Source organism: Streptomyces sp. NPDC059169, assembly GCF_042755225.1.
Lineage (GTDB): Bacteria > Actinomycetota > Actinomycetes > Streptomycetales > Streptomycetaceae > Streptomyces.
Map to the genome: position 1 here is coordinate 391,438 of NZ_JBHZCF010000004.1, position 15,790 is coordinate 407,227.

Genomic DNA, 15,790 nt, shown 5'->3' on the forward strand with positions numbered 1-15,790 from the left:
CGGTACGGGCACGGTGGCGGAGCCCCGGGAAGGTGGCCCCGGTCGCCGCGCACCCGAACCCCGGTTATGTTCGACATGATCAGTGGTTTTCCGTGGGTGGGGCGGCCCGACGGCGCGGACCCGGGCCCGCAACCGTGAGGACGGTGGCTGCCGTGGGCGACTCCCCCCACTACGACGTCATCATCATCGGCACCGGCGCGGGCGGAGGCACCCTCGCCCACCGGCTCGCACCGTCGGGCAAGAGGGTTCTTCTGCTGGAACGCGGTGACTTCCTGCCCAGGGAGCGCGACAACTGGGACTCCACCGCCGTCTTCGTCAAGGGCAAGTACCGTGCTCCGGAGTTCTGGTTCGACCGGCACGGTACTTCCTTCCCGCCCGAGGTCAACTACTACGTCGGCGGCAACACCAAGTTCTACGGAGCGGCCCTGTTCCGGCTGCGCCCCGAGGACTTCGGGGAACTGCGCCACCACGACGGCCTGTCGCCCGCGTGGCCGCTGCGCTACGAGGACCTGGAGCCGTACTACACCGAGGCCGAACACCTGTACCTCGTCCACGGCAGGCACGGAGAGGACCCCACGGAGGGGCCCGCGAGCCGCCAGTACGCGTACCCGCCGGTCGAGCACGAGCCGCGCATCCAGCAGTTGAGCGACGATCTCGAGAAGCAGGGGTTGCACCCCTTCCACCTCCCCATCGGCGTCGATCTGCAGCAGGACGCCGTGGGGCGCGCCACCCACTCCAGCGTCTGCATCCGCTGCAACCGGGTGGACGGCTTCCCCTGCCTGGTCCGCGGCAAGTCGGACGCCCAGGTGATCTGTGTCGAACCCGCACTCGAGCACGCCAACGTCGAGATGATCACCAACGCCCGCGTGGTGCGTTTGGAAACCGACTCCACCGGACGCACCGTCAGCACGGTTGTGGCCGAGGTCGGCGACGGCTCGCCGGCCCGCTTCTCCGCCGACGTCGTCGTCGTCGCCTGCGGCGCCGTCAACTCCGCGGTACTGCTGCTGGCCTCGGCGAACGACCGGCACCCGCGCGGGCTCGCCAACAGCTCGGACGTCGTCGGCCGCCACTACATGCGGCACAACAACCTCGCCCTCATGGCGATTTCGAAGGAACCCAACGACACCCAGTTCCAGAAGACGCTCGCGCTGCACGACTGGTACCTCGGCGCCGACGACTGGGACTATCCGCTGGGCGGCATCCAGATGCTCGGCAAGTCGGACGCCGAACAGATCCACGGCGAGGCCCCCCGCTGGGCCGGCGCCGTGTCACCCAACATGCCGTTCGAGGTGCTGGCGCACCACGCGGTGGACTTCTGGCTCTGCGGGGAGGACCTCCCCGCACCCGACAACCGCGTCACCCTCGACAAGGACGGCGGGATCCACCTCGCCCTCGACGAGAAGAACAACATCGCCGGGCTGAACCGGCTCCGCCACAAGCTGCAGCACATGCTGGGCCGTCTCGGTATGCACGAGCACCATCTGCTCCCGCACAGCATCTACCTGCACAAGGGCATGCCCATCGGGGCGACCGCGCACCAGGCCGGCACGGTGCGCTTCGGAGAGGACCCCGCCCATTCCGCGCTGGACGTCAACTGCAAGGCTCACGACCTCGACAACCTGTACGTGGTCGACACGAGCTTCTTCCCGAGCATCGGCGCGGTCAATCCGTCGCTCACCGCCATGGCCAACGCCTTGCGTGTCGGGGACCACATCCTCCAGCGACTGCGAGGCTGAGCCGACCGGGGGAAGATCGGCCGCCCAATGGACCAACGGCCCGTGCGCTGCCCCGCCTCACGACGTCTCGCGGTGGTTCCGTGGCGCGCGGGCCGCCGAGCGCCACTCGCTCCGGCCCCGCGGGACCCGAGGCTCGTACCCAGGAGGCATCGTGAATTCCCAGGCCGCCACGGCGTCGTACCCGGTGCCCCCGCTGCTCAAAGGACAGAAAGCCCTGGTCACTGGAGCCAACTCCGGTATCGGCAAAGCCACCGCGATCGCTCTGGGCCGTGCCGGTGCCGATGTGGTGGTGAACTACGTCGCGGGGCCGGAAGCAGCAGAGCAGGTCGTCGAGGAGATCGCGGGGCTCGGCGTGCGTGCCGCGGCCTACGAGGCTGACGTGTCCCAGGAGGACCAGGTCGTGGCGATGGTCGACCGCATGGTCGCGGAGTTCGGGACCATCGACATCATGGTCGCCAATGCCGGGCTCCAGCGGGATGCGCCGTTCCCCGAGATGACGGTCGCCCAGTGGCAGAAGGTGCTCGACGTCAACCTCACCGGCCAGTTCCTCTGCGCCAGGGAAGCGACCAAGGAGTTCCTGCGCCGCGGCGTGGTCCCCGAGGTGTCGTGCTCCGCGGGGAAGATCATCTGCATGAGCTCCGTGCACCAGATCGTCCCTTGGTCCGGTCACGTGAACTACGCCTCCTCCAAGGGGGGCGTGCAGATGCTCATGGAGACCCTGGCCCAGGAACTGGCGCCGAAGAAGATCAGGGTGAACGCCATCGGGCCGGGAGCCATCAAGACCCCGATCAACACGAGTGCCTGGGAGACCCCACAGGCAGAGAAGGACCTGTTGAGGCTCATTCCCTACGGCCGGGTGGGCGAGCCCGAGGACATCGCCAAGGCCGCAGTGGCCCTGGCCTCGGACCTCATGGACTACGTCGTGGGGGCCACCCTCTACGTCGACGGGGGGATGACGCTGTTCCCGGGATTCGCCACGGGCGGCTGACCCGCGTCCGCATCCCCAGGGCCCCGACCACCGAAGGCACGCATGCACAGTTCGGTCCACCTGCTCGCCGACGCCCCCGCGCAACTGCTCCCCGCCAGGGAACTCATGGCGTTCACCCTGGCCTCCCACATCCTGCTGGTGCCGATGGGGGTCGCGCTTCCGCTGATCACTCTGATCATGCATTACCGCGGTCTGCGGACGAAGGATCCGGTGGCGCTGCTGCTGGCCCGCCGCTGGTCGGCCGTGATGGCGATCCAGTTCGCCGTCGGCGTGGTGACCGGCACGGTCCTCTCCTTCGAGTTCGGCCTGCTCTGGCCGGGACTCATGGGCACGTGGGGGGACGTCTTCGGCATCGGGTTCGGCGTCGAGGCCTGGGCGTTCTTCCTCGAGGCCGTCCTGATCGCCATCTACCTCTACGGCTGGCGGCGGTTGAAGCCGCGCACCCACTTCCTGCTCGGCGTGCCGCTGCCGCTGGCCGCGCTGCTCGGCGCGTTCGGCATCATCGCCGCCAACTCGTGGATGAACACGCCTCGGGGATTCACCCTTGATGACGCGGGCAACCCGGTGGACGTCGACGTCTGGAAGGCGATCTTCACGCCGATGTTCGGGCCCGAGTACTGGCACTTCGTGGTGGCGATGTTCCTCACGGCCGGATACGTCGTGGCGGGCGTCTACGCCGTCGGATGGCTCCGCGGCCGCAGGAACCACTACCACCGGCTCGGGTTCACCGTCCCGTTCGCCTTGGCCGCGGTGCTCACCCCCGTGCAGTTCGTGCTCGGCGATGCCATCGCGCGGTCGGTCTTCCACAAGCAGCCGATCAAGTTCGCGGCCATGGAGATCGTCTGGAAGACGGACACCCACGTGCCGGAGTACATCTTCGGCCGGCTCCACCCCGACGGGAGCATCTCCGGCGGCATCAAGATCCCCCAGTTCGACTCGATCCTGGCCGGGTTCAGCCCGTCGACCGAGGTCACCGGGCTGACGTCGGTGCCCGCCTCGGACCGGCCGAACGCCATGCAGGCCACCATCGTCCACTGGGCCTTCGACATCATGGTCGTGCTGGGCTCGCTCCTGCTGCTCCTCGCGCTGTGGTACGCCTGGTACCGCCTGCGGGGCCACCGGATGCCGGTCTCCCGCTGGTTCTACCGCGGCGCGGCGTGCGCCGGCGTGGCCTCGGTCGCGGCGGTCGAATGCGGCTGGATCGCCACGGAGGTGGGACGCCAGCCGTGGATCGTCTACCAGAACATGCGCGTCGCCGAGGCCGTGACCGCGACCCGGTCCTCCACCCTGTGGACGATGTTCGCCCTGGTCATCGCCGTCTACGTGGTCATCTTCTGCTCGTTCCTCGCGCTGCTGCTCAAGATGCGCACGCGCTGGAGGCTCGCCGACGTCGAACGGGCCAAGGGGCACCCGGTGGAAGGACCGGAGACGGACACCCCGTACGGGCCCCGCCCGAAGACCCCGGACAGCGGTGTTCCGGCAGCGACGGCCTCCGGGCGCGGGGGACCGGACCAGGGGGGTGCGCCGTGACGACCGCGGACCTCATCGCCTTCGTCCTGCTGCTCGCGGTCGCCGCCTACGCCTGTGCGGGCGGCACCGACTACGGAGCGGGCTTCTGGGACCTCTTCGCGGGCGGCGCGGAACGCGGGAAGCGGCCCCGCTGGTTGATCGACCACGCGATGGCGCCCGTGTGGGAGGTCAACAACGTCTGGCTGATCTTCATCCTGGTCATCATGTGGACCGGATTCCCAGTGCTGTTCCAGACGGTGTTCTCCGCGATGTGGCTGCCGCTGGCGCTCGCCGCGGTCGGCCTCGTCCTCCGGGGAGCCGGATTCGCCCTGCGCAAGCCCATGCGCCGGGTGGCCGGGCGCCGTGTGTACGGGGCCCTCTTCGCGGTCGCCTCGCTGCTCACCCCGTTCTTCCTCGGGGCTGCGGTCGGCGGTGTCGCCTCCGGTCGTGCGGCGCCGGGAACGGAGGCCTCGGCCGAGGTCTGGGCCAATCCGACCTCCATCTTCTTCGGGCTGCTCACGATCGGCGCCACCGCATTCCTCGGGGCCGTGTTCCTCACCTCGGACGCGGCGCGCTTCGACGCACCCGACCTCGTCGGGTACTTCCGCGTCCGTGCCCTCGCGAGCCTCGTCGTCGCGGTGCTGCTCGGGTTGGCCGCGCTCGCCGTCACCCGTGGCGACGCCCCCCACGTGTGGCGCGGGCTGACCAGTGGTGCGGGGCTCGCGCTCGTGATCGTGGCGGCTGCGTTCGCCGTGGCCACCGGCTGGTTGCTGCTCGGGGCCGACGGACGGGGCGCCCGTACGACCGCGGTCGGTGCGGTTGCCGCAGCCGTCATTGCGTGGGGCGTCGCCCAGCGTCCCTACCTCGTCCCCAGGTCGCTGACGGTGTCGGAAGCCGCGGGCGATCCCACGACCCTGGTCTGGCTCGCCTTCGTCACGCTCGTCGCGGTGATTCTCGTGGGCCCCGCCGTCTTCCTGCTGTACTGGCTGGACACGCACGGCGAGTTGGAATCCCTCTCCGACGCGGAGCTGGGACAGGCCGGCGCCGAGGGCCCGCCCGACGGTGAGTGACGGGCCGCAGCCGTGCTGACCGACGACGAGTTCCTCCTGGGCATCGCCCTGACCGTGGCGCTCGCCGTCGGCTCGCAGGTCCTGGCGAACCGGCTGCGCGTCCCCGCGCTGATCGTGCTCCTGCCCGCCGGGTTCATCGCGGGTGCGCTCACCGACGTCGTCCGGCCGGGCAACCTGGTGCCGGAGCACTTCTCCTCGCTGGTCTCGCTGTCCGTCGCGGTGATCCTCTACGACGCCGGTCTCGGCCTCGATCTTCGACATCTGCCGCGCGGCAGGCGCGCGGTGGTCGGCAGGCTGCTGGTGCTCGGGGTAGCGATCACCTGGGCTGCTGTCTGCGGGGTCGGGCCCGTGCTGTTCGGCGTTCCGGTCGCCGTTGCCGTGATGCTGGGCGTCATCCTCGTCGTGTCGGGTCCGACGGTGGTCGGGCCGCTCCTCGACTACATCCGGCCGTCGGAGGAGGTGCGGCGCGTCCTCATCTGGGAGGGCACGCTCGTCGATCCGGTGGGAGCCATCCTCGGGGCGCTGGTCTTCCACTCGCTCATGTCCGGTGACTTCAAGGCCGGGTGGGCCTTCCACCTGGGGGAGTTCTGCATCAGTGCGGCCGTCGGGCTGGCGGGCGGAGTGGTGGGCGCGGCGCTGTTGTGGCTCGCCCTGCATACGCTGCGGCTCGGCGAGACCCTCGGTACCCTGGCCCAGCTGGCTACCGTCGTGGCCGTATCGGCCTGTTGCGACGTCCTGCGGGACGACACGGGCCTGATCGCGGCGATCGTCACCGGCATGGCCGTCGCCAACCTGCGCGGTCTCGACATGCCAGCCCGTCGGCCGTTCTTCGAGACCCTCGTGCAATTGATCATCGGTCTGCTGTTCGTGTCCATCTCGGCCGGTGTCGCCCTGTCGACGGTGAAGCCCGTACTGCTGCCGTCGCTCGTGCTCATTGCGCTGCTCGTCCTGGTCGTGCGTCCGTTGGTCGCCTTCCTCTCGACCTCCAGGAGCGAACTGGCCGGCGGGGAACGTGCGTTCATCGGCTGGATGGCCCCGCGCGGCATTGTCGCCGCCTCCACCGCGTCGGCCTTCTCCGGGACCCTGGCCGGTGCGGGCCTTGACGGTGCGTCGGCGATCCTTCCGATCACCTTCCTGGTCATCGTCGGCACGGTCGTCGTGTACGCGCTGACGGCGGTGCCCGTGGCGCGGCGGCTCGGCGTCGTGCGGTCGGCGCGGACGAGGCCCCTGCTGGTGGGCGGCGAACCCTGGGTCGTGGCGCTCGGGAGCTGCCTCCAGTCGGCGGGTCTGGACGTGCTGATGTGGGCCGGACCCGACGAACAGCGCGAGCGCATCACGGAGGCCGGGATCGCCCTGGCGCCGGGGGAGCTCTTGGCCACGGCCACGGCCCCGGGGGCGCAACTGGAAGGCGTGACCGCCGTCTTCCTGCTCACGGACGACGACGACTTCAACGCCCTGCTCTCGATCGTGGTCGAGGACAGCGTCGACGGGCCGGTCCACCGGGTCGGCCCGCCGGAGGACAGCCCCGGCGCCGTCGCCCACTGCTCGGACCGGGACGTCTTGTTCGGCGGGGACCTCGTGCGGCAGGCCCTGGCCCTGCGCTACGAGCAAGGGGCGCGCTTCATGCTGACCGCGCCGGGTGGTGGCGTCCCGGCCGGACACGACGCCCTGTTCGTCGTGGGCGCTGACGGCCGGCTGGAGGCCGTCACCGGCGCACGCCCCGTGGTCCCGGGACCCGCGGACAGGGTCGTGACGCTCGGCCCCGCCCCGGTCGCCGCGACCCCCCTCCCGGCCGGGGGGTGAGGTCTCGGCCGTCAGACGATGCGGGACAGCTCCCGGACCTCCCGAGACCCGTTCGTCTTGATCTTGTTGAGTGCGGCGTCCAGCGTGATCGCCGTGTCGATGAAGGCGAGGTGGGTGAAGGCCTGCGGGAAGTTGCCCAGTTGCCGTCCGGTCAGGTCGATCTCCTCGGAGTACAGACCGAGGTGGTTGGCGTACGTCAGCATCTTCTCCAACACGAGTCGCGACTGGTTCAGACGACCCGCCCGTGCGAGCGCGTCCACGTAGGTGAACGTGCAGAGCGAGAAGGTGCCTTCGGAGCCACGCAGACCGTCGGGTGACGCCTCCGGGTTGTAGCGGTAGACCAGACTGTCCGTTACGAGCTCCTTGTCCATCGCGTTCAGCGTGGAGGTCCACATCGGGTCGTCCGGGGTGATGAAGCCGACCGTGGACATCCGCAGCAGCGACGAGTCGAGTACGTCGCTGCCGTAGTGCTGGACGAAAGCCCGCCTCTTGGCGTCCCAGCCACGCGTCATCACCTGCTCGTAGATCCTGTCCCGCTCGCTGTTCCACCGGGTGAGCGAGGACGGGCGGCCGCTCGCCGTCGCGAGCCGCAGCGCCCGGTCGAAGGCGACCCAGGACATCACCCGGCCGTAGGTGAAGTCCTGGCGTCCGCCCCGGGTCTCCCACAGTCCCTCCTCGGCCTGGTCCCAGTGGTCGCTGAGCCAGTCGAGGAGGGTCCGCAGCGACGTCCAGCCACGGTGGTCCAGCTGGATGCCCCGCTGGTGGGCGAAGTAGATGCTGTCCAGCGCCTCGCCGTAGATGTCCAGTTGGAGCTGGCTCGCCGCGCCGTTGCCGATGCGCACCGGGTTGGATCCTTGGTAGCCCTCCCAGTGGTCGAGGACCTCCTCGGACAGGTCGGAGGAGCCGTCGACCCGGTACATGATGTTGAGCGGGCCGGAGTCGCGGCCGGTCCCCGCGGCCTCCTCGTGCACCCGGTCGCGCAGCCAGCCGATGAACGCGCCGGCCTCCTCGGTGAACCCGAGTCCGAGCAGCGCGTACACGGAGAAGGAGGCGTCGCGGATCCAGGTGAACCGGTAGTCCCAGTTGCGTTCGCCACCGAGCTGCTCGGGCAGCCCCGCGGTCGGGGCCGCCACCAGCGCACCGCTCGGTGCGTACGTCATGAGCTTCAGCGTCACCGCCGACCGTTCCACGGCTTCGCGCCACCGGCCGGCGTAACCCGATTGGCCGAGCCAGTTGCGCCAGTACTGCACCGTCTGGTCGAAGAGCTCCACGTACTCGGCGTGGTGGATCTGCCGCGGCGGGCCGTCCGCGGCGGACTCGATGATGACGCCGCGTTCCTGGCCCGCCTGGAGGGTCAGGGTGAAGTGCACGTCGTGGTCGCCCAGGTCGCTGGGGACCAGCCGTACGTCGGACGTCTCGCGGACCGCGTGGACGGTCAGTTGCAGGTCGTCCGTCACGAAGACGGCTCCGTGCTCGGTGTAGTGCAGCTCGTGTGGCGTGCGGCCGTAGTTGAAACGCGGAACGATGTCCACCTGGAACTGCAGGCTCCCCCGTACGCACCGCAGTAGCCGTACGAGACGGTGACGGTCGGTGGCCTTCGTCCCGGTGACCGGCATGAAGTCGACGACCTCCCCGGCGCCCGCCTCCGTCATGAAACGGGTGACGAGCACCGCGGTGTCCGGCAGGTACAACTGCTTGGTGGAGTACGTCGCGTCCGTCGGTGCGATCTTGAAGTAGCCGCCCTTCTCGCTGTCCAGGAGGCTGCCGAAGATGCTCGGCGAATCGAAACGCGGGCAGCAGAACCAGTCGACGGTGCCGTGGTTGGTGACCAGCGCAGCGGTCTGTAGGTCGCCGATCAGTCCGTGGTCCTCGATGAGTGCGTAGTCGCCCATCGCGTGCCCCTTTCATCCCGGGTCCCGGGGTATCACCGCCGTGAGCCGAGCAAACAGTGCATTACAGGCTTTTCATGATGATTCGTGCATAACCTTGCCCGGCCTTAGCGTGGGAGGCGAACGGAGAACGCCCGACCGGAACCTGGGGGCGCACGCGATGATGTCCTGGGCGACGGCCTTCCAACTGCGGCAGTACGCCAAGGCGAGCCTCTGGATCGTCCCGCTCCTCGGCATCGTCCTCGGCACGGTCCTCGCCGATGCGGCCGTGTGGGTCGACGAGACGGTGGACCCGCCGTCGGGCTGGAAGTACTCCGCGGCGACGGCGAGCAGTATCCTCAGCTCCATCGTCGGCGCCATGATCGCGCTCCTCGGCTTCGTCGTGACCATCGGCATCCTCGTCGTCCAGCAGGCGACGGGGACGCTGTCACCCCGCTACATGCGGCTGTGGTACCGGGACCGGCTGCAGAAGGCCGTGCTCGCGACCTTCACGGGCACCTTCGCCTTCGCCTTCTCCCTGCTGCGCAGCATCGAGACGGACTTCGTGCCCGACATCGGCATCACCACGGCCGGTGCGGCGGTCGCCGTCAGCCTCGTGCTCCTGCTGATCTACCTGAACCGCTTCATCCACAACCTCAGGCCGGTGGCCATCGCCTCCCTGGTGGTGCGCGCGGGCGAGCGGCTGGTCGCCCGGGGGAGCGCACTGGTCGCGCGGGGGGAACTGCGCGGCGCGGAATCCGCACAGCGGCCGCCCGGCGGGAAGGTGAGCGTGGTCCGTGCGGGGCGCGGCGGAGCGATCCAGGGCATCCACGTGGAGCGGTTGAGGGCAGCCGCCGAGCGGCACGACTGCTTGCTGGTGCTCGCGCACCCGATCGGCGACTTCGTGCCCCCCGGGGCCCGCCTGATCGAGGTGCACGGGGCGTCACCCCCCGATCCCCGGGCTCTGGCGGGACTCGTCGCCCTCGGCATCGAGCGCACCATCGAGCAAGATCCCGCCTACGCCCTGCGCGTCCTGGTCGACGTCGCCATCAGGGCACTGTCGCCCGCCGTGAACGACCCCACGACCGCCGTGCAGGTCCTCAACCACATCGAAGCCTTCCTGCACACCATCGGCAGGCTCGAGCTGAGCCGCAGCTACACCCTGTACGACGAGCGCGGACTGCCCAGACTCGTCCTCCCCGGACGGGCCTGGGAGGACTTCCTGCAGCTGGCCGTGGCCGAGATCCGCGAGTACGGAGCCGGCTCCCTGCAGGTCTGCCGACGGCTGCGCGCCCTGCTGGAGGGCCTCCTCCCGGCACTCCCCGAGCGGCAGCACGCCGCCGTGCACACGGAGCTGCGTCTGCTGGACGGAGCTGTGGCGCGTTCCTTCCCCGACCCCGTGCGCAGGGCGACGGCGCTCATCCCCGACCGCCAAGGCATCGGCAGCGGTCACGACCACGCCCCGGCCTGAGGGCCGCCCGCGGCGCGCCCGGCGTGCGCCGGTAGCCGCGAAGGGACGGCCGGCTGCCCGGATGGCAGAATCGGGCTCGGCGGGCGCCGCCCGCCTCCGGTGATCCGGACCGCCCGTACACCCCGCAGGGACGCCTTGAGCACGTACCGCGACTTCGCCCATCGAGGCTCCGCCCGCGCCACCGTCCTGCGGACCGTCGGCACCCGGGAGCGCCGCTCCCACCTGACCGCCCCCCGGGTCCCGACCGTGGGCATCGACATCGGCGGCACGAAGGTGATGGCCGGAGTCGTCGATGCGGACGGCGTCATCCTGGAGAAGGTCCGCACCGAGACGCCCGACAAGTCCAAGAGTCCGAAGGTCGTCGAGGACACCATCGTCGACCTGGTGCTCGACCTCTCCGACCGGCACGACGTGCACGCCGTGGGCATCGGCGCGGCCGGCTGGGTCGACGCAGACCGGTCCAAGGTGCTCTTCGCGCCGCACCTCGCCTGGCGAAACGAACCGCTGCGCGACTCCCTGCAGAACCGCCTCGCCGTCCCCGTCATGGTCGACAACGACGCCAATACCGCAGCCTGGGCCGAGTGGCGCTTCGGCGCGGGCCGCGGCGAGGACCACCTCGTCATGATCACGCTGGGGACCGGTATCGGCGGGGCCATCCTGGAGGACGGCCAGGTCAAGCGCGGCAAGTACGGCGTCGCGGGTGAGTTCGGTCATATGCAGGTCGTGCCCGGCGGGCACCGCTGTCCGTGCGGCAACCGCGGGTGCTGGGAGCAGTACAGCTCGGGGAACGCCCTGGTCCGCGAGGCGCGCGAGCTGGCCGCCGCCGACTCCCCGGTGGCGTACAACATCATCGAACGGGTCAAGGGGAACATCCCCGACATCACCGGACCGCTGATCACCGAACTGGCCCGTGAGGGCGACGCGATGTGCGTCGAATTGCTCCAGGACATCGGCCAGTGGCTCGGCGTCGGCATCGCCAACCTCGCGGCCGCCCTCGACCCCTCCTGCTTCGTCATCGGCGGCGGTGTGAGCGCCGCCGACGACCTGCTGATCGGCCCCGCCCGGGACGCCTTCCGACGGCACCTCACCGGCCGCGGCTACCGGCCGGAGGCAAGCATCGCGAAGGCGCAGCTCGGTCCGGAGGCCGGTATGGTCGGCGCTGCCGATCTGGCCCGGCTGGTGGCCCGGCGCTTCCGGCGCGCCAAGCGCCGTCGCGTCGAGCGCTACGAGAGGTACGAGCGCTATGCCCAGGCCCTCCGTACCGGCACCATCACCCGCACCACCCCCCAGGACCCATCGACATGACCGTGCCCCGACAGTCCACGCCCCCGGACGAGACGCTGCCGCCGACCGAGGACCGGCGCCATATGATCCGTCGCCGCTGGCTCACGGCGATCGTGATCGTGCTGCTCATCGGCATCCCCGCGGGGTACCTGGTGATCTCCGCGGAGCAGAGCAGGGACAGCGGCCGGGACAAGGAGGCCGAGTCGTCCGCCACCGGACTGCGGAACGGCTGGCCCTCCAAGATGAAGCGCCGCGTCTTCGAGGTGCCGATCCCGGCCAGGGCCACCGAGGTCGCCTACTACGAGACCAGCAACTGGAAGTCCAGCAGGCTGTACGTCAAGTTCCGTACCACCGCCACGGGACTGGACTCCTTCCTCGCAGACGTCGGCACCAGCCGGTCCAGGCTGACGACCAGTGAGGTCACCATCAGCGCACGAGACGCCGACACCGTCGGCTGGGCCTTCGGGGCCCGCGCGGCCTGGGCGGGCACCACCCACAAACAGGCCGATCCCCGGCCCACCCAGGACATCACCGCGGACCTGGCCGACCCGTCCTCGCCCGTGGTGTTCGTCGTCTCGACCGCGACCCCCTGATCCGGAGCAGACCCCTCCGCTCGCTACTGTGGAGCGGGTGAGTGAGACGCACATGCCGACGCACGCGAAGACCTTGCAGTACCGGATCGACGGCCCCGACGACGCACCCGTCCTCGTCCTCGGGCCGTCCCTCGGCACCACCTGGCACATGTGGGACCGGCAGATACCCGAGTTGTCCCGGCAGTGGCGCGTCCTGCGGTTCGACCTGCCCGGCCACGGGGGCGCCCCCGCGCACCCCGCCGACGCGGTGTCCGAGCTCGCTGGTCGCCTGGTCACCACGCTCGATGCGCTGGGGGTGCAGCGCTTCGGTTTCGCCGGCTGCTCCATCGGCGCGGCAGTCGGCATCGACCTCGCCCTGCGGCTTCCGCACCGCGTGGCCTCGCTCGCGGTGGTCGCCGCCTCGCCCCGGTTCGCCACCGCCGACGAGTTCCGCCAGCGCGGTGTCATCGTCCGCACCAACGGCCTCGACCCGATGGCCCGCAGCGCGCCGGAGCACTGGTTCACCCCCGCCTTCGCCGCCGCTCAGCCCGCGATCGTCGAATGGGCCGTCCAGATGGTGCGGACCACCGACCCCGGTTGCTACATCGCGGCCTGTGAGGCGCTCGCCGCGTTCGACGTACGGGCCGATCTGGGGCGGGTCGGCGTCCCCACCCTGGTACTGGTCGGCTCCGAGGACCAGCTCACCGGGCCCGCCGAGGCCCGCACCCTGGTCGCGGGCATACCCGACGCGAGACTCGCCCTGGTGCCCGGCGCTTCGCACCTCGCCCCCGTCGAGCAGCCCGCGGCCGTGACGGATCTGCTCGTGCGGCACTTCTCCCTGGCGTGGCAGGACACGCTCCACGCGATCCCCGCCCCGCAGGTGCCCCTCGTCTCCGTGCCGGTCACCCCGGCGGCTGAGATCGCCCCGGCCGCCGCACAGCCCCGGGCGGTCGGGGTGACCCGGCCGGACCCGTACGAGGAAGGGATGAAGGTCCGCCGCGAGGTCCTGGGCGACGCGCACGTCGACCGGGCCATGGCGGCCGCCGATGACTTCACCACGGGCTTCCAGGAGCTGGTCACCCGGTACGCGTGGGGCGAGGTCTGGGCCCGTGAGGGCCTGGACCGCCGTACCCGGAGCGTCGTCACCCTCACCGCCCTGGTTTCGGGCGGGCACCTGGAGGAGCTGGCCCTCCACACCCGGGCGGCCCTGCGCAACGGGCTCACCCCGGCAGAGATACGAGAGGTGCTGATCCAGGCTGCCGTCTACTGCGGCGTCCCCGCAGCCAACTCCGCCTTCCGCGTCGCCCAGGCCGTCATACGCGAGGAGACCACGCCCCGGGAGTGAGGTCCGGTGTCCGGGCGGCCGCCGGCGCCGTCGGCGGTAGGGTCGCGATCACGGGGGAGCCCGCCGGCCGCGGGCGCGGCGTGGTAGACACCGGAGGAGGCCGCCAGTGAAGCTGACCAAGAAGTCGCACGCATGCATCAGGCTGGAGAAGGACGGGCGGACGCTCGTCATCGACCCCGGGGCCTTCAGCGAGGTGGACGCGGCGGTCGGTGCCGACGCCGTTCTCGTCACCCACGAGCACCCCGACCACTTCGACGAGGCGCGGCTTCGGGCCGCCCTGGAAGCCGATCCGGCCGTCGAGGTCTGGACGCTGCGGAGCGTCGCCGACCGGGTCTCGACGGCCTACCCCGGCCGGGTGCACACCGTCGGGAACGGCGACGCCTTCACGGCGGCCGGCTTCGCCGTGCAGGTGTTCGGCGAGCTGCACGCGGTGATCCACCCGGAGCTGCCGCGGATCACCAACGTCGGTTTCCTCGTGGACGGTTCGGTGTTCCACCCCGGCGACGCGCTGACGGTGCCCGGCACCCCCGTGGACACGCTGATGCTCCCCGTGATGGCCCCGTGGAGCAAGGTCTCCGAGGTCATCGACTACGTTCGCGAGGTGGGCCCACGGCGCGCGATCGACATCCACGACGCGCTGCTGACCGATCTCGCACGCCCGATCTACGACACCCACATCGGCAACCTGGGCGGTGCGGAGCACCGCAGGCTCGCGCCCGGAGAGTGCACGGACCTGTGACCCTTCCCTGACTGTCACACCCCGCGGTTAGGCTTGCCGCATGCGCATCGCCACGTTCAACGTCAATTCGATCACCGCCCGGCTGCCGCGGCTGCTCGCGTGGCTGGAGAGCAGCGGCACCGACGTGCTGTGCGTCCAGGAGACCAAGTGCACCGCGGAGCAGTTCCCCGTCGACGCGCTCAAGGAGGTCGGCTACGAGAGCGCGGTCAACGCCGACGGCAGGTGGAACGGCGTGGCGGTCGTCTCGCGGGTGGGCCTGGAGGACGTGGTCAGGGGGCTTCCCGGTGGCCCGGGCTACGGCGGTGTCCAGGAGCCGCGTGCGCTGAGCGCGACCTGCGGCCCGGTCCGCGTGTGGTCGGTCTACGTGCCCAACGGCCGCGAGGTCACCCATGACCACTACGCGTACAAGCTGGAGTGGCTCGAGGCGCTGAAGGCAGCCGTCGCCGAGGACGCCGTGGGTGAGCGACCGTTCGCGGTGCTCGGCGACTACAACATCGCTCCGACCGACGACGACGTGTGGGATCCGTCCTTCTTCGACGGCATGACGCACGTGACCGCTCCGGAGCGGGCCGCGCTGGAGGCGCTGCGCGGGACCGGGCTCGCCGACGTCGTTCCTCGTCCGTTGAAGTACGACCATCCGTTCACGTACTGGGATTACCGTCAGTTGTGCTTCCCCAAGAACCGGGGGATGCGCATCGACCTGGTGTACGGCAACGAGGCGTTCACCGAAGCCGTCAAGGACTGCTATGTCGACCGTGAAGAGCGCAAGGGCAAGGGAGCCTCGGACCACGCACCGGTCGTGGTCGACGTCGACCTCTGAGCCGTTCCGCTCCGGGGGCACGGCCTCCGGAGTGCGTTCCGCGCGCCCAGTGGTGCGTCCGTCCTCGGGAATGCGAGTCTGATCCGTATGAACATCCCTTTCTTGGACAGCTGGCGCAAGAGGCACGGTGGTGCACGGACGCAGCCGCTGGCCTCCGCCGTCGGAGGCGATCCGGAGGGTGTGGCCGAACTGCTCTCCGAGTGCGAGCTGCTACGGGTCCGGGTGGGACAGCAGGGGCTTGAACTGGACGACAGCCCGGCGTCGTTGGAAGCCCTCGACCAGTTGCCGCCGCGTTGGCGGGAAGACCCGGAGGAACTGCCCTGGCTCGGCAACGACGCGGGCCTCTACCTGGGCACGGTGATCGTCCGGACCGTTCGGGGGGCCACCTGGCACGTTTGGCCGGGTGGCCACCCCGTCGTCCGTCTCGCGTCCGGTCGCGAGATCAATGTGGTGGAGGCGGGTCTGGACTGGGCTGTCCAGGGGGCGCCCGAGCTGTCGCAGGTGTACGCGGAGGCGGCAGAGGCCTGAGCGTACGACTGTACCGTTCAGATGTTAAATGCGGCTTATGCCCTATTTATGCGTGTC

Annotated in this window: 13 protein-coding genes; 12 read left to right on the forward strand and 1 reads right to left on the reverse strand. The window is 70.3% G+C overall.

Annotation, left to right across the window (positions count from 1 at the left end; genetic code table 11):
• Positions 1-152: 152 nt before the first annotated feature.
• The 5 genes from ACFXOM_RS10295 to ACFXOM_RS10315 all read left to right on the forward strand — a co-directional run bounded on the left by ACFXOM_RS10295 (position 153) and on the right by ACFXOM_RS10315 (position 7,106).
• A complete protein-coding gene (locus ACFXOM_RS10295) occupies positions 153-1,736 on the forward strand; it encodes a GMC oxidoreductase (RefSeq protein WP_384934409.1) in 1,584 nt (527 codons plus the stop codon).
• A 193-nt stretch (positions 1,737-1,929) separates the two neighbouring features.
• Positions 1,930-2,724, forward strand: a complete 795-nt coding sequence (locus ACFXOM_RS10300) for an SDR family oxidoreductase (protein WP_384934534.1) — start codon at positions 1,930-1,932, stop codon at positions 2,722-2,724.
• A gap of 42 nt (positions 2,725-2,766) precedes the next feature.
• A complete protein-coding gene (locus ACFXOM_RS10305) occupies positions 2,767-4,254 on the forward strand; it encodes a cytochrome ubiquinol oxidase subunit I (protein ID WP_384934412.1) in 1,488 nt (495 codons plus the stop codon).
• Complete coding sequence (locus ACFXOM_RS10310) at positions 4,251-5,303, forward strand: cytochrome d ubiquinol oxidase subunit II (protein WP_384934415.1); 1,053 nt, start codon at positions 4,251-4,253, stop codon at positions 5,301-5,303. Before ACFXOM_RS10305 ends, ACFXOM_RS10310 begins: the two co-directional genes overlap by 4 nt.
• Before the next feature lie 15 nt (positions 5,304-5,318).
• Entirely contained in the window at positions 5,319-7,106 is a 1,788-nt protein-coding gene (locus tag ACFXOM_RS10315; RefSeq protein ID WP_384944415.1) for a cation:proton antiporter, read from the forward strand.
• A gap of 11 nt (positions 7,107-7,117) precedes the next feature.
• Here ACFXOM_RS10315 and ACFXOM_RS10320 read toward each other — a convergent pair whose 3' ends face one another.
• Complete coding sequence (locus ACFXOM_RS10320; RefSeq protein WP_384934417.1) at positions 7,118-8,998, reverse strand: glycoside hydrolase family 15 protein; 1,881 nt, start codon at positions 8,996-8,998, stop codon at positions 7,118-7,120.
• A gap of 109 nt (positions 8,999-9,107) precedes the next feature.
• Here ACFXOM_RS10320 and ACFXOM_RS10325 point away from each other — a divergent pair, with 109 nt between their 5' ends.
• The 7 genes from ACFXOM_RS10325 (at position 9,108) to ACFXOM_RS10355 (ending at position 15,733) form a co-directional block, all read left to right on the forward strand.
• On the forward strand, positions 9,108-10,445 hold the full coding sequence (locus tag ACFXOM_RS10325) for a DUF2254 domain-containing protein (protein WP_385037620.1): 1,338 nt from the start codon (positions 9,108-9,110) through the stop codon (positions 10,443-10,445).
• Between the two features lie 135 nt (positions 10,446-10,580).
• Positions 10,581-11,750, forward strand: coding sequence for an ROK family glucokinase (locus ACFXOM_RS10330; protein WP_384934422.1), 1,170 nt, complete (start codon positions 10,581-10,583; stop codon positions 11,748-11,750).
• Positions 11,747-12,322, forward strand: a complete 576-nt coding sequence (locus tag ACFXOM_RS10335; protein WP_384934425.1) for a hypothetical protein — start codon at positions 11,747-11,749, stop codon at positions 12,320-12,322. The genes ACFXOM_RS10330 and ACFXOM_RS10335 overlap by 4 nt, the downstream gene beginning before the upstream one ends.
• Positions 12,323-12,374: 52 nt before the next feature.
• Positions 12,375-13,646 (forward strand): 4-carboxymuconolactone decarboxylase, encoded by a 1,272-nt coding sequence (pcaC, locus tag ACFXOM_RS10340; RefSeq protein WP_384934539.1) that lies wholly within the window; start codon positions 12,375-12,377, stop codon positions 13,644-13,646.
• A gap of 106 nt (positions 13,647-13,752) precedes the next feature.
• Positions 13,753-14,385, forward strand: coding sequence for an MBL fold metallo-hydrolase (locus ACFXOM_RS10345; protein WP_384934428.1), 633 nt, complete (start codon positions 13,753-13,755; stop codon positions 14,383-14,385).
• A 40-nt stretch (positions 14,386-14,425) separates the two neighbouring features.
• Positions 14,426-15,205 (forward strand): exodeoxyribonuclease III, encoded by a 780-nt coding sequence (locus ACFXOM_RS10350; RefSeq protein WP_384934430.1) that lies wholly within the window; start codon positions 14,426-14,428, stop codon positions 15,203-15,205.
• Positions 15,206-15,292: 87 nt separating this feature from the next.
• Complete coding sequence (locus ACFXOM_RS10355; protein ID WP_384934433.1) at positions 15,293-15,733, forward strand: DUF6278 family protein; 441 nt, start codon at positions 15,293-15,295, stop codon at positions 15,731-15,733.
• Positions 15,734-15,790: the final 57 nt, after the last annotated feature.

What these genes read in the sequence shown, in the direction of transcription:
- ACFXOM_RS10305 (WP_384934412.1), top strand. Translation starts at nt 2,767, where the DNA reads ATGCACAGTTCGGTCCACCTGCTCGCCGACGCCCCCGCGCAACTGCTC.
- ACFXOM_RS10320 (WP_384934417.1), bottom strand. Translation starts at nt 8,998, where the DNA reads ATGGGCGACTACGCACTCATCGAGGACCACGGACTGATCGGCGACCTA.
- ACFXOM_RS10335 (WP_384934425.1), top strand. Translation starts at nt 11,747, where the DNA reads ATGACCGTGCCCCGACAGTCCACGCCCCCGGACGAGACGCTGCCGCCG.
- pcaC (WP_384934539.1), top strand. Translation starts at nt 12,375, where the DNA reads ATGCCGACGCACGCGAAGACCTTGCAGTACCGGATCGACGGCCCCGAC.
- ACFXOM_RS10350 (WP_384934430.1), top strand. Translation starts at nt 14,426, where the DNA reads ATGCGCATCGCCACGTTCAACGTCAATTCGATCACCGCCCGGCTGCCG.
- ACFXOM_RS10355 (WP_384934433.1), top strand. Translation starts at nt 15,293, where the DNA reads ATGAACATCCCTTTCTTGGACAGCTGGCGCAAGAGGCACGGTGGTGCA.